Raw genomic sequence first — 13,302 nt, 5'->3', positions numbered from 1 at the left:
GCGTTCCGCGGAACGCTCAGCCGGTGAAGCGCGAGAGGATGCTGTTGACCGCCTGCGTGACGGTGACGCGGTCGAAGCTCTGGACGAAGTCGAAGGTACGGTCCAGATCGGGGCCGTTGTCGTGCAGGTCTCGCGCCGAGAGCAGCGCCGAGTAGTGGGGTCCGAGGACGGCGACGGTCCACTCGTTGACGAGGTCGTCCTCGGGTTCCAGCGGCGCATGCTGCACGTTGCCCTCGATGCGGTCCTCGAGCCCGACGCCGTAGACGCCGGCGAATCCTGTTGCCTCCGAGAGCAGATGCCACCGCTTGGACGTCTCCGTCGTGAAGTGGCGCTTGTGCTGGAAGGTGCCGATGACGATCATCGAGTGCCCGACACCGGCGGCCTGCGCCTCCAGCGACTTGCTCATCTCGATCAGCAGCTGCTTGGTGCCGCGTCGGGGTCGGACTCCCTGCGAGGCGATCGCGTACGGGGTCGGCTGATCGGTCTGCGGCGTGTTCCAGACCGGCGTGTCAGGAAGCGGCACGACGGGCTCGTTACGGAACCCGGCGGGGTCGTCGACCGCCGGATAGAGCGCACCCGCGCCGTAGGTCGCACCGACGGTGAGCGCACGTTCGCGCCTGTCCTCGGTGTCCACACCCTCGGCGACGATCACCGCGTGGCTGCGCTCGACGTACGCCTGCAGCGCGTTCGCGAGGTCGGCCATCTCCGGCTCGGTCATGCGATCGAGCAGTTCGGGCGGCGTGATGATGATGTCCGGCTCGATGAGCGGCAGCATGGCCAACGCGTTCTCGGCCGACCCCATGTCGTCGACACAGATCAGACGTCCGCGGGCTCGCGCGTCGGTGATCGTCCGCAGGCACCGGTGGGGATGGGCGACCACGTCGTCGGGGGACACACACACGACGATCTTGGCCAGGGGGTGCAGGTCGTCGTCGGTGTAAGAAGCGGTGACGTCGAGATCGATGGAGACCAGCAACGGCAGAGTGTCGGCCAGGTCGACTGCGGTGGTGGTCCTGCCGATCGCCCCGCGGGTGGACGCAACCCGCTGACTCATCAGACCGGCGGCACGCAACAGATCCTCGGTCTGATCGATGCGGGTGTGGTGACTCCCCCGCAATCGGAGTTCCACAGCTGCGAGCGCCCCGTCGCTCAGCCGTCGGACCGGCGCGAACTGCATGACACCCTCTCGATCCCGCTCATGTGCATGGCGCGCCGCCGGCGCGATGGTGGACCCGTGACAGTCATGCCACCGAGTCGGCTGCCTCGCTCACCGGATGTGAGCGGGTGAACAGCGACCGCCGCCACGGCTGTGTGGTCGGCGCGCCGTACTGCATGTGCCGCAATCGATCGACGAGAGCGTCGAGGGTGTCGACCTTGAGGATCGTCATCATCTCCTGCGCCCACCGGGTCACCTCGGCCTCGGTGATGCCGAGGGCGCGGGCCGTATCGGCCAGCGATTCGCCATGTGCGACGTGATCGGCGATCGACTTCAACTCGGTCATGTCTTCGACGGTAGGCATCCGAACGAGTGATCGACAGCCAGGACGGCAACAGTCGCACGATCGTGTCAGCCGTAACGGTGCGATAACGGCGATCCGCGATGTGATGGCGACGCGAAAGCCGCCCTGACGAGCGCCAACGGCGACCCGGGGGCGAGAATGGCGGCGTGGCGAACGTGGGTTTCACCTCGACGCAGCTGGCGGCCCGCGCGGCGTACCTCCTGCGAGGTAACGACCTGGGCACCATGACCAGCGCGGCGCCCAAGCTGTACCCGCACATGTGGAGCTGGGACGCCGCGTTCGTGGCCGTCGGGCTGGCGCCGTTGTCCGTCGAACGAGCGGTCATCGAGATGGACACGTTGCTCTCGGCGCAGTGGAGCAACGGGATGATCCCGCACATCGTGTTCGCCAACGGTCGCGACGGGTACTTCCCCGGTCCGGCGCGGTGGGAGACCGCCCGACTGGCCGCCCACGCACCGACGTTCGTCGACACCTCGGGCATCACCCAGCCACCGGTCCACGCGATCGCCGTGCAACGCATCCTCGACCACTCGCGCCGACGCGGCCGCACCACCCGACAGGCGGCCGACGAGTTCATCGACCGCCGCTGGGGGAACCTGGTGCGCTGGCACCGCTGGCTGGCGCACGCCCGCGACCCGCACGGCCGCGGCCGCATCACGCTGTTCCACGGCTGGGAGTCCGGGATGGACAACTCGCCGCGATGGGACGCCGCCTACGCGAACGTCGTCGTCGGGAACGATCTCCCGCCCTACCGTCGGGCCGATCTCGATCATGTCGACGACTCGGCGATGCGCCCCAGCGACACCGAGTACGACCGATACCTGTGGCTTGTCGAGCAGATGAAGCGGGCGCACTACGACGACGAGAAGCTCCCCGGGGTCATGGATTTCGCGGTGGAGGACGTGTTCGTCAGCGCGATATTCGCGGTGGCCTGCGAGGTGCTGGCCACCATCGGCGAGGACTACGCGAAGCCCCGCTCGGATGTCCGCGACCTGCGCGCCTGGGCGGATCGCTTCCGCGCCGGCGTCGTCGCCGCGAGCTCGGAGCGCAACGGGATGGCGCGCGACTTCGATCTCCGTGCCGGGCGGTGGATCCACACCGAGACCATCGCGGCGTTCGCCCCGCTGCTGTGTGGTGGGCTGCCGCGCGACCGGGAACGGACGCTGGTGCGCGTGTTCGACGGTCCGCGCTTCTGCGGGCACCCGGATCTCCGGTACGTGGTCCCCCCGTCGACCTCGCCCATCTCGCCGGACTTCCGTCCGAAGGAGTACTGGCGCGGCCCGGTGTGGCCGGTGATGACGTGGCTGTTCTCGTGGGCGTTCGCCCGCCGCGGATGGCCGGAACGTGCCGTGCGCCTGCGGGACGAGGGCCTCCGCCAGGCGCAGGACGGGTCGTTCGCCGAGTACTACGAGCCGTTCACCGGCGAGCCGCTCGGCAGCATGCAGCAGAGCTGGACCGCCGCGGCGGTGTTGGACTGGCTCGACTGAGTCATCGGGCCCCGGTCGGCACCGACGCGAGGGCCATGTCGACGACGGCGCCGGCATACCGCGCGTCGTCGGCCGACTCCATGCCGTGGTCGTGTGCGAACAACACGTGGCTGAGCACCGCGCCCGTCAGCATCTCCAGGAGCAGCGTGATGTCGGTGTCGGTGGGCAGCTCGCCCCGGCCCACCCCGCGTCGGACGATGTCGCGCGTCGCCGTGAAACGACTTCGACTGATGGTGTGCGTCAGCGGCTCGAGCAGATCCGGGAACGCTCGTGCGTCCAGGGCCACCCGGATCGCGACCATCCCCGACCGGGATCGGTAGGTGGACAACAACTGACACGCCAACTCGATCAGATCGCCGCGCAGCGATCCCGTGTCGATCGACCCCGGGAGGGGTGTCGTCCGTTCGAGTGCGCCGACGAGGAGCGCGATCTTGGTGGGCCACCGCCGGTAGATCGCCTCGCGACCCACCCCCGCGGTCCGCGCCACCGCGTCGACGGTGAAGCCGGCCCATCCAGTGCTCCAGTAGACGGCCTCGACCGCATCGACCACGCGGGACTCGATGTCCGGATCGCGCGGCCGGCCGCGCCGGGGGGTGGGGGTCGACGACACGTCTCGATGATGGCACCGCCGATCGGAGGGGGATCGTTGACTTTACGGACACGTGCTGTCTGTAATGGTTCGACATCGCGACGTCGAAGGGGACGATCCATGCGCCATCGATTCCGGCACCTCCTCGGCATCGCCTGCGCGGCCACGGCTCTGACGACGATGGCGACGCTCTCGTCGGCTGCCGATGTGTCCGCGAGTCCGGTCGGTGTCCCCGCTCCCGCCGGCCCATGGGGCTCGTTCTACGACCCACCCGCCGTTCTGCCCGGCTCGGCGCCGGGCGACGTCATCCGCGACCAGCCATTCGTCGTGCCGCTCTCGGTGCCCACCGGTGAACGCAGGTTCCCCGGGTCGGCGCGACGGATCATGTACCGCAGCCTCGACGAGCACGACCGCCCCGTCGCGGTGACGGGCACCTACTTCGAACCGAGCACGCCGTGGCGGGGAAGGGGTCCGCGCCCGCTGGTGTCCCTCGCCTCCGGGACGATCGGCGCGGGGCGACAGTGCGCCCCGTCCATCGCCCTGCAGTCCCTCGTCCAGTACCGCCCGCCCATCGATGCGTCCATCGCGTACGAGCAACTGGCCGTCGACTACCTGCTCTCGCGCGGGATGGCCGTCGTGTTCACCGACTACCTGGGTCTCGGGACGCCCGGACCGCATCCCTATGCGAACCGGCTGGACTCCGCGCACGCTGTCATCGACGCGGCGCGCGCAGCCGCGCGTCTCCCGCGGACGTCGCTGACCGCGTCGAGTCCTGTCGCCTTCTGGGGCTACTCCCAGGGCGGTCACGCAGTGGCCGCGGCCGCCGAGCTGCAGCCGTCCTACGCCCCCGAGATGCGCCTTGTCGGAACGTATTCCGGAGCACCCCCGGTGCAGCTCGCCGACACGTTGGCCCGAGCCGAGGGCAGCACGCTGATCGGCGCGGTGGGCTACTTCCTCAACGGCGCCGTCCGGACGAATCCGGAGATCGCGCCGGTCCTGGCGCGTGTGCTGAACGCGAGCGGTCGGGCGATGATGCGCGACACCGCGAACCAGTGTGTCCTGCAGACCCTCGGCTACTCGTTCCAGCGGTCGTCGCAGTGGACGACGAGTGGCGGCTCCCTCGGCACGGCGGTGATGAACGATCCGGTCGGACGCCGTGTCGTCGAGGAACAGACCGTCGGCCGGCTGACACCGACGTCCCCGGTGCTGCTGTCGTCGAACGTCAACGACGACGCCGTCCCGACCCGCAACGTGCGGGGGTTGGCCTCGACGTGGTGCGGTCGCGGTGTCCCCGTCACGCTGGATCTGATCCCGTTCCCGCCGCTGGTGCCGGGTACCGCTGTCGGGCACGCGCTCCCGGAGATCACCAACATCCCCGGGGCGGCCAGATGGATCGAGGACAGGTTCTCGGGCGTACCGGTGCCGCGCTGTCGCTGATGCCGCCGCCGGACCGTCAGCGCCGTCGAGCACACTCGGACGATGACCGACAGAGACCTCACCATCCGCATCGGACACGACGAGCTGATCGTCCGGCAGCGGTGGGAGGTGGCGAGCATCGTCAACGACATCCTCATCGCCGTCTGGTTCGTGATCGGCAGCATCCTGTTCTTCTGGGCGTCGACGACCTACGCCGCGACCTGGTTCTTCCTCGTCGGAAGTGTTCAGCTCATGGTCCGTCCGGGCATCCGCCTCAGCCGACGGGTTCATCTGACACGGATCCGCGGTGTGGCGGCGGCCGACAGCGACGAGGACTACTGACCGACAGAGGGTAAAGGAACTTTTACTCTCGGCTGTTCGTCGTGAGGTCATGGACACCCCTCACCCTGGGATGATGCACGCGTGATCGTGCTCGAGATCCTCTTCGGACTGCTGGTGGTCGTGGTCATCACCGCGTTCACCGGCTACTTCGTGGCGCAGGAGTTCGCCTACATGGCGGCCGACCGATCGCGTCTCGGCGCCGCGGCCGACGCCGGTGACGGTGTGGCTGCCCGCGCGCTCACCGTCACGCGCCGGACGTCGTTCATGCTCTCGGGCGCGCAGCTCGGCATCACCGTCACCGGTCTGCTGGTCGGTTATGTCGCCGAGCCGTTGATCGGCCAGGGCGTCGGTGAACTGCTCGGCGGGATCGGTATCGGTACGGCGGTCGGCGTCACCATCGGCACCGTGGTCGCGGTCGTGGTGTCGACCGGTGTGCAGATGGTGTTCGGTGAGCTGTTCCCGAAGAACCTCGCCATCGCCCGCCCGGAACCCGTCGCGCGGTGGCTCGCCCGCTCGACGAACATCTACCTCTCGCTGTTCGGGTGGTTGATCTGGTTGTTCGATCAGTCGTCGAACCTGCTGCTGAAGGCATTGGGCATCGAGCCCGTCCACGACGTCGAACACTCCGCCACCCCGCGCGACCTGACGCACATCGTGGCGGCCTCGCGGGCGACCGGTGAGATCGACGACGACACGTCGACCCTGCTCGACCGCATCCTCGACTTCCCGACGCGCACCGCCGACCACGCGATGGTGCCGCGTCCGCGGGTCGACGTCGTCGCGGCCGACATGCCCGTGTCGAAGGTCCGCGCGCAGATGGCCACCGGACACACCCGGTACCCGGTCCTCGGGGCCGACCACGACGACCTGCGCGGCATCGTCTCCCTGCACGACCTGCTCGACGACGACGTCCGCGGGACGGCCGCCGACGCCGCGAAGCCGGTGATCGCCGTCCCGACGTCGCTGCCGCTGCCGGACGTGCTGCAGGAGATGGAGACCCGTCGCGTCCAGATGGTCGCCGTGATCGACGAGTACGGCGGCTTCGCGGGCATCCTCACCCGCGAGGACATCGCCGAGGAGTTGCTCGGTGACATCGCCGACGAGCACGACGCGATCGTGGCCGCGCTGCGGTCGTCGGCGGAGTCGTCGTGGACGGTCCGGGGTGACCTCGCCGTCGACGAGCTCGAGCGACTGATCGGCCACCGGTTGCCCGCGGGTGACCACGAGACGGTGGCAGGTGCGATCCTCGCGACGCTGCAACGCTTCCCGCGTCCGGACGAGACCGTGATGGTCGACCTCGAACCCGACCCCACCGAGGCCGCGCGGACCGACGACCACCCGCGGTACCGCCTCGCGCTCACCGTGCGCGAGGTGCGACGGAGGGTGCCGGCCGTCGTGGACGTCGACGTGCGTGAGGAATCGGAGGTCCGGCGATGAGCAATCCCTGGGTGATCATCGCCGTCAGCATCCTGCTGATCGCGGCCAGCGCGTTCTTCGTCGCCGTCGAGTTCGCGCTCATCGCCGCCAAGACCCACCGCCTGGCGGAGGAGGCCGCGACCAGCCGGTCGGCCCGTGCCGCGGTCCGCAGCGCGACCGACCTGTCCGTTCTCCTCGCCGGCGCGCAGTTGGGCATCACCGTGTGCACCCTGGCGCTCGGTGCGGTCACGAAACCCGCTGTGCACTACGCACTGACGCCGCTCATCGAGGGCTGGGGCGCACCCTTGTGGGTGGCCGACGTGGCGGGCTTCGTCCTCGCACTGATCATCGTCACCTTCCTGCACCTCGTGGTCGGTGAGATGGCGCCCAAATCGTGGGCGATCGCCCACCCCGAGAAGTCGGCGATCATGTTGGCGCTGCCGATGAGGGCGTTCCTCATCGTCACGCGGCCGCTGCTGCTGGCGCTCAACGCGATCGCGAACTGGTTCCTGAACCACGTCGGTGTCGAACCCGTCGACGAGACCTCGGAGGGCCAGGACCCCGCGGCCCTCCGGCACCTGGTCGAACACTCCGGGACGACCGGCGCCCTCGACGAGGAGTACCGCGGTCGCCTGCTCAGCGCCCTGGACCTGCAGCAGATGACCGTCGCCGATGTCCTCGGCGAGCAGGACCGTGACCCTGCCCAGGTCGACATCGATGCATCGACCGCGCAGATCCGCTCGGCAGCAGCAGCATCCGGACACCTCCGACTTCTCGTACGGTCGGGCGGGATGCCGGTGGGCATGGTCCACACCCGCGACGCGGTGGCCGCCCCGCCCGATGCGACTGCACGCAGCCTGATGCGTCCGGTGGTCCGCGTCGCCCCGCACGAGCATCTCGGCGACCTCCTGCAGACCATGCGATCCGACCGGACCCACCTGGCCGTGGTCGTCGACGACGACCGCACGCTCGGTGTCGTCACCGTCACCGACGTGGCCGATCGGATCCTGCGCGGCACCACTGACGCCCGCGTCTGAGTAGTTCTCCCGATTCGGTGGATCCCCGGACGGAGCAGCCTGGCGTCCATGACGGGACGACAGGCACTGCGAGCCGTGGCGCTCCTGGCGGCGACCGCCGCATGGACCGGACTCGCGCTGCCGGCTCTTGCGGTCGGGGCGTTCGTGGCGGCCGACACCAGTTGCGACGGAGGCGAACACCGGGCGGATCCCGACGGCGTGTGGTGGGTGGTTCTGACGGTGGCAGTCTGGGCGAGCCCGTTCCTGGTGGTCGCACTGCGGACCAGGTCGTGGCTCGCGGTGACCGTCGGTCTCGTCGTGATCGCGCTCGCCACCGCAGTGGTCGTCTGGACGATCGCCAGCCCGGGCGAATTCTGCTTCTAGAGCGGTCGGCGGCTTTTGTACTGTGTGAACGTTCGACGCCGGAGCAGTGTCCGAGGAGGAACCGTGTACCGACCCACCGTCCGAGCTGCGACAGCCACCTGGCTTGCGGGAACCAGCGTCGCTCTCGTCGTCCAGGGGGCGTTCCCCGACAAGTTCGCCGACACCACCGCCTGGGGACGCAACGCCGGATGGCAGCGCGAGATCGCGATCTGGAACCTCGGCACGCTGGTGGCCGGCGGGGCCATCGTCGCCGGCGACAGCGACCCCGTCCGCGCGCAGCTGCGTGGCCTCGCTGTGCTCTCGACCCTGTTCGGCGTGAACCACGCAGTGGCGGCTGTCCAGTCGGGCGGCAAGCCGGGCAACATCGCGTGGGCCGTCATCAACGGCGGCGGCGTGGTCTCCGCGCTCGCCGCACTCGCGAGCGATCGGCCCTCCCGCCGCCGCTGAGGAGTCACACGCCGATCGAGCCGTCCTTCTTTTACACCGCGAGGACCGTGGATATCGTCTGCACGGATTACCCTTCACGCACTCCAAATTGCTTATCGTAAACGTCTTGCACGCTGCTCGTGTCGAGCGAGCCTCAGCAGAAGTGAGACAATGACGACACTCCCCAAGACATTGGTCAGGTTCTCGTGCATCCTGGCGGCGCTCCTGATCGTTTCGAGCCTTCGGTTGGCGACAGCCCACGCGGCGCCGGGATCTCCGGAATGCGCAAGCGACGTCCTGTTCCTCGGCGCTCGTGGGTCGGGTCAGGCTTACGAGCCCAGCTCGCTCGGAATGGGGGACCAGGTGTTCTCTGCGTTCCGACAGGTTGGAGCGAGGCTCTCATCCGAGACGCCACAGTCGACCGTGTCGGGCGTGCCGGTCGAGTATCCAGCGAAACCGGTGTCGGACATCGTCTCTGACCCGGCCAGCTACTTCGGCGGTATCCAGATCGGTGTGGAGCGAGCATTGCAGACGCTCCGTCGCTGGGCTGATGACCCGGGGTGCCAGCGCCAGGACATCGTGCTCGGTGGCTATTCGCAGGGCGCGATCGTGATGCACAGGGTCTTGCGGGAACTCACCAACGGACAGTTCGAATCCGTCGTCCCGAGAATCGCCGGCGCTCTCCTGGTCGCCGACGGCGACCGGATCAGCAAAGACAATGTGGCGCTCGTGGGGGACTCGCCCAAGACAGCCCATGGAATCAGCCTGGAGTTCCCACTGCTCAGTGGCGCCTCGAAAGACGCGCTGCCATCCCCGTGGAACGCGTCAAGGGTCTTCAGTATCTGTAAGAAGGGCGATCCCGTTTGCGGGATCGACAACGTTCCTGTCCTCAAGATGTTGGCGGACGGAGGGGGGAAGCTCCACTCCGATGGCTACAAGGACGATGCCTCGGTCAACAAGGCGGTCAAGTCCCTGAAGATCTCCTATGTGGGGAAGGTGGATCCGTCGAGTCTTCGCATCAGCGGCGCCTCCGGAGTTGACCTGAACGCTTCGATCCGAGCTTCCATCGGTCCCGGATGCTCGTTGGCGTGGGCAAAGAAGGGGAAATGGCCAACGTGGCTCGGATTGTCGGGCGACGGTGTGGTCCACGGTCGACCGCCGACGGCATACCGAGCGAATCTGTCTGCCACTCTGCGGAGTGCTTGTCCGGAGAGGAGATCACAGACGGGCACCTACACGGTGAGCGTTGACTTACGTGCTCACGGATCAGACGCCGTACCGATCGCTGAGATCGCGCCGTGGTCGTACGGGAGCGGTGACGTGGCGGTCGATGCGGGTGGCGCGGTCACGGTGGTCAAGTGTTGCAAGCCGCGGCAGGTCACTTCACTCGCGCGGGGCGCATCCTCCGAGAAGAAGCTGAACTTCCCGTTCTTCCAGAAGGCCGACGGTATCGGGAGAGTCGCGGTTTCCGCCCTGGGAGGTGTCGTGGTCGCGACCGAGCAGTCGACGAAGACACAGGACGGCAACTACTCGCTGTCGACTGCGGTGGAACGGCTGAAACCAGGATCGACGACGGCGACCCGGCTGCCGGATGTCGGCCTAAGGCTCTACTCCGTGGCCATCGATGCGCAGAAGAACGTCCTCGTGGCCGGAGTCGTGGTCGGTGGCAGTCCGACCTACCGGGTGATGCGGTGGAGCGACGCCGACCAAGGATGGTCCGATGTGAGCGGCCATTTTTCGGAGCGGCGAATCGTGGAACTGAGGACCGGTCCAGATGGCTCGGTGTTCGCGCTGGACGAAAGCGGACTGCTGACGAGAGACGGCAGTCCGTTGGCGTGGGGAATCTCCCGACCACTTTCGGTCGCCCCCGATGGCGGGGTGCTGTATCGAGATGGGAATGGTCTGAAGTACCTGGCGAACGATGCATCGACCGGCGCTGACATCGATTCCAGTAGGCTCGGGAACATTGATCGAATGGCGATCGGTCCTGACGGGACCGTCTGGTTCACCGTGTTTCAGGGTGCTGCGGGTCAGCGTGTGGTGAACGCGCGGTCGTCGCTGTACAGGTAGTGCACGCGTCGCGATCAGCGCCAGACACTACTGACATCACACCCCGATCGAGCCGTCCTTCTTCCACACCGCGACGACGGCCGGGCGCGGCTGGCTGGTGCCACCGTCGGGCCAGTTCGACGACGGGTTGTCGGCACTGGCGTCGTCGGTCTCCCCGGGGTGCTGGACGCACACCAGGACCCGCTCCGAGCTGATGATCGGCCCGCAGGTCTCCGCGCCCTTCGGGACGGTGAGGAACTGTTTCGTCTCACCACGGTTCGGACCGTCGAGGGCGACGGCGAACAGGCCGTCGTTGCTCTTCAACGCGTTGCCGTCGGTGGAGATCCACAGGTTGCCGTGCGGGTCGAAGGCGACGTTGTCGGGGCAGGAGATCGGGCTGACCTTCGTTTTGTCGAACCCGCCGTAGTAGGTGTCGGCCGCGGCAGGGTCGCCGCACACCAGGAGCAGCTCCCAGGTGAAGTCCGTGCCGGCGTGGTCGTCGGTGAGCTCGAGGATCTGACCGTTCTTGTTCTCGTTGCGGGGGTTCGCCTCGTCGGCGACGGCCTCGCCGCTGGTGCCACGCTTGGAGTTGTTGGTCAACGCGCAGTACACCTTCCCGGTCTTCGGGTGCGGCTCGATGTCCTCGGGGCGATCCATCTTCGTCGCGCCCGCCTTGTCGGCGGCGGCGCGGGTGAACACGGCGACCTCGGCGGGCGACATCCCGTCGATCCGTGACGTGGCCGTGCCCGACTCGTCCACGGTCAGCAGCGGCACCCAGCGTCCGCTGCCCGCGAACTTCCCGTCGCTCGGGAGCTTCCCGGATCCGTCGACCTGCTGCGGGCTGTCCCCGGTGAGCACGGCCACGTAGAGCGTGCCCTCGTCGAGGATGCGCAGGTTGCTGCGCATGGCGGCGCCTCCGGTGCCCGACTGGACCTTTCGCGACGAGACGAACTTGTAGATGTACTCGAAGCGCTCGTCGTCCCCGGAGTACGCGACGACGGTGCCGTCGTCGGTGACGTGGATGGTCGCCGACTCGTGCTTGGTACGGCCCAGCGCCGAGTGCTTGATGGGTGTCGACGCCGGGTCGTGCGGATCGACCTCGACGATGTACCCGAACCGGTTGGCCTCGTTCGGGTCCCGTGCGAGGTCGAAGCGTTGCTCGTAGCGGCCCCACTGGTGGTAGTCGGCCTCGTCGTCGAAGCTGTAGCGGTCGAGACGTTCCTTCGTCGTCGGGTCGGTGACCGATGACGCACCGCTGAAGTAGTTGGGGAAGTTCTCCTCGCCGGACAGCATGGTGCCCCACGGTGTGAGGCCGCCGGAGCAGTTGCCGATCGTGCCGAGGATGCGGGTGCCGGCGGGATCGGCCGATGTCCGCACGAACTCGCTGCCTGCCGCCGGGCCGGTGAGCGTGAACGGTGTCGACGCGGTGATGCGGCGATTGCGTTCCCCGACAACCGGTGTCAGCTTGCCTGTGCCGGACTCGGTCCTCACCTCGACGACGGTGATGCCGTGGGCGGCCATCGAGACGCGAGCCTGGTTCTCCGTGGGCTCCTTGGGCGTGTAGCCCGTGAACATGAACTCCTCGGTCGTGTACTCCTGGTTGCACACGAGGTAGAAGCGGTCGGCCTCGCCGTCGATCGGGATGAGTCCGGCGAAGTCGTTGTTGAAGCCGAACTGCTTCTCCTGGGCCTCGGGGGTCTGGGCTGCCATGTCGAACCGCGGGGCGCCCGGGACGACGGGATCGCCCCACCGGATCACCACCGACTGCTCGTAGCCATCGGGGATGACGACGGCGTCGCGGGTGTTCGGGGCTACCGGCGTGAAGTCCATGCCGGTTCCCGTCCCGGTCCCGGTGATCGATGGCGTCGACGGGGTCGACGTCGCGCGACCGTCGTCGCCACATGCCGCGAGCACCGACACCGCTCCCACACCCACGGCGGCGGTCGCCGTCCCCTTCAGCAGCGATCGGCGTGACACCACCGACCGGACGACGTCGCCGAAGTAGGCGTTGTCGCTGGAGTTGCCGGGCTGCTTCCAGCACGCCTCACCGCACTTGTACTGGCAGGTGACGTGTGCACGCGACGACGAGCCGGGTGCGCCGACGGTGGACAGGGGCAGAGGGATGCGGACCACGCAGATCTCCAGGGCTGGGGGAGGTGAGGTGACCCGCGAACGCTACGTGCGACAGGTAAAGCTCAGCCCGGCCCTGGGTAAACGAATGGCAAAGAACCCTGTCAGCAGGACGACGGCTCGCGATCGCAGTACGGCGTGGTGCCCGGGAACCGTCCGCGGTTGTCGGCGACCCACCGATACGCGGCTTCCGAGAGCGGCCCGGCACCGGGGAATCGGTAGAGCCAGCGGGGAACCGGGACGCCGGTGGCCACGGACGCCGCGACGGCAGCCGCCTCCGCTGCCGCGCACACGCTGCCGTCGTCGTCGAGCCACCAGATCGACGCCATCAGTTCGTCCTGGGAGAGTGGCCGACCCAGAGCGGCGGACAGCCGGTCGGTGGTGTCGGCCTTCTGCAACGGTTCGAGTCGCACGTCTCCCGTGCGGTTCATCCGCTCGAGGAGATCGCGCGACCGGGTACACATACCGCAGTGGCCGTCGAAGAAAAGGGTTCCGGACATGACCCCAGTGTCCTCGTCGTGACGACG

At 68.1% G+C, this 13,302-nt stretch carries 13 protein-coding genes; 8 read left to right on the top strand and 5 right to left on the bottom strand.

Annotated elements, in window-relative coordinates; all coding sequences use genetic code 11:
• Positions 1–16: 16 nt before the first annotated feature.
• A complete protein-coding gene (locus Q1A98_RS02135; RefSeq protein WP_299570489.1) occupies positions 17–1,225 on the bottom strand; it encodes an EAL domain-containing protein in 1,209 nt (402 codons plus the stop codon).
• A 16-nt stretch (positions 1,226–1,241) separates the two neighbouring features.
• Positions 1,242–1,502: a hypothetical protein gene (locus Q1A98_RS02130; RefSeq protein ID WP_299569517.1), complete on the bottom strand. Its 261-nt coding sequence runs from the start codon at positions 1,500–1,502 to the stop codon at positions 1,242–1,244.
• Positions 1,503–1,666: 164 nt separating this feature from the next.
• Between Q1A98_RS02130 and Q1A98_RS02125 the strand changes: the two genes are divergently transcribed.
• A complete protein-coding gene (locus tag Q1A98_RS02125) occupies positions 1,667–3,007 on the top strand; it encodes a glycogen debranching protein (RefSeq protein ID WP_299569515.1) in 1,341 nt (446 codons plus the stop codon).
• A gap of 1 nt (position 3,008) precedes the next feature.
• Here Q1A98_RS02125 and Q1A98_RS02120 read toward each other — a convergent pair whose 3' ends face one another.
• Positions 3,009–3,617: a TetR/AcrR family transcriptional regulator gene (locus Q1A98_RS02120; protein ID WP_299569513.1), complete on the bottom strand. Its 609-nt coding sequence runs from the start codon at positions 3,615–3,617 to the stop codon at positions 3,009–3,011.
• 99 nt (positions 3,618–3,716) lie between these two features.
• Between Q1A98_RS02120 and Q1A98_RS02115 the strand changes: the two genes are divergently transcribed.
• The 7 genes from Q1A98_RS02115 to Q1A98_RS02085 all read left to right on the top strand — a co-directional run bounded on the left by Q1A98_RS02115 (position 3,717) and on the right by Q1A98_RS02085 (position 10,666).
• A complete protein-coding gene (locus Q1A98_RS02115; RefSeq protein ID WP_299569511.1) occupies positions 3,717–5,033 on the top strand; it encodes a lipase family protein in 1,317 nt (438 codons plus the stop codon).
• 42 nt (positions 5,034–5,075) lie between these two features.
• Positions 5,076–5,354, top strand: coding sequence for a YrhK family protein (locus Q1A98_RS02110; RefSeq protein ID WP_299569510.1), 279 nt, complete (start codon positions 5,076–5,078; stop codon positions 5,352–5,354).
• 81 nt (positions 5,355–5,435) lie between these two features.
• A complete protein-coding gene (locus Q1A98_RS02105) occupies positions 5,436–6,791 on the top strand; it encodes a hemolysin family protein (RefSeq protein WP_299569508.1) in 1,356 nt (451 codons plus the stop codon).
• Entirely contained in the window at positions 6,788–7,807 is a 1,020-nt protein-coding gene (locus tag Q1A98_RS02100) for a hemolysin family protein (RefSeq protein ID WP_299569506.1), read from the top strand. Before Q1A98_RS02105 ends, Q1A98_RS02100 begins: the two co-directional genes overlap by 4 nt.
• A gap of 48 nt (positions 7,808–7,855) precedes the next feature.
• Positions 7,856–8,170, top strand: a complete 315-nt coding sequence (locus Q1A98_RS02095; RefSeq protein WP_299569505.1) for a hypothetical protein — start codon at positions 7,856–7,858, stop codon at positions 8,168–8,170.
• Between the two features lie 63 nt (positions 8,171–8,233).
• Complete coding sequence (locus Q1A98_RS02090) at positions 8,234–8,617, top strand: hypothetical protein (protein WP_299569504.1); 384 nt, start codon at positions 8,234–8,236, stop codon at positions 8,615–8,617.
• Between the two features lie 150 nt (positions 8,618–8,767).
• Positions 8,768–10,666 carry a cutinase family protein gene (locus Q1A98_RS02085; RefSeq protein ID WP_299569503.1) on the top strand — a complete coding sequence of 633 codons (1,899 nt, stop codon included), beginning with the start codon at positions 8,768–8,770 and terminating at the stop codon, positions 10,664–10,666.
• Between the two features lie 36 nt (positions 10,667–10,702).
• Here Q1A98_RS02085 and Q1A98_RS02080 read toward each other — a convergent pair whose 3' ends face one another.
• Complete coding sequence (locus Q1A98_RS02080) at positions 10,703–12,778, bottom strand: PhoX family phosphatase (protein ID WP_299569501.1); 2,076 nt, start codon at positions 12,776–12,778, stop codon at positions 10,703–10,705.
• Between the two features lie 101 nt (positions 12,779–12,879).
• Positions 12,880–13,275: a thiol-disulfide oxidoreductase DCC family protein gene (locus tag Q1A98_RS02075; protein WP_299569499.1), complete on the bottom strand. Its 396-nt coding sequence runs from the start codon at positions 13,273–13,275 to the stop codon at positions 12,880–12,882.
• Positions 13,276–13,302 lie beyond the last annotated feature (27 nt).

This window comes from uncultured Williamsia sp., from assembly GCF_947494875.1.
Classification (GTDB): Bacteria; Actinomycetota; Actinomycetes; order Mycobacteriales; family Mycobacteriaceae; genus Williamsia_A.
Note: the sequence above shows the minus strand (reverse complement) of the source record. Positions and strands in the feature narration are given on the sequence as shown.

What these genes read in the sequence shown, in the direction of transcription:
- Q1A98_RS02130 (WP_299569517.1), bottom strand. Translation starts at nt 1,502, where the DNA reads ATGACCGAGTTGAAGTCGATCGCCGATCACGTCGCACATGGCGAATCG.
- Q1A98_RS02115 (WP_299569511.1), top strand. Translation starts at nt 3,717, where the DNA reads ATGCGCCATCGATTCCGGCACCTCCTCGGCATCGCCTGCGCGGCCACG.
- Q1A98_RS02110 (WP_299569510.1), top strand. Translation starts at nt 5,076, where the DNA reads ATGACCGACAGAGACCTCACCATCCGCATCGGACACGACGAGCTGATC.
- Q1A98_RS02100 (WP_299569506.1), top strand. Translation starts at nt 6,788, where the DNA reads ATGAGCAATCCCTGGGTGATCATCGCCGTCAGCATCCTGCTGATCGCG.
- Q1A98_RS02095 (WP_299569505.1), top strand. Translation starts at nt 7,856, where the DNA reads ATGACGGGACGACAGGCACTGCGAGCCGTGGCGCTCCTGGCGGCGACC.
- Q1A98_RS02085 (WP_299569503.1), top strand. Translation starts at nt 8,768, where the DNA reads ATGACGACACTCCCCAAGACATTGGTCAGGTTCTCGTGCATCCTGGCG.
- Q1A98_RS02075 (WP_299569499.1), bottom strand. Translation starts at nt 13,275, where the DNA reads ATGTCCGGAACCCTTTTCTTCGACGGCCACTGCGGTATGTGTACCCGG.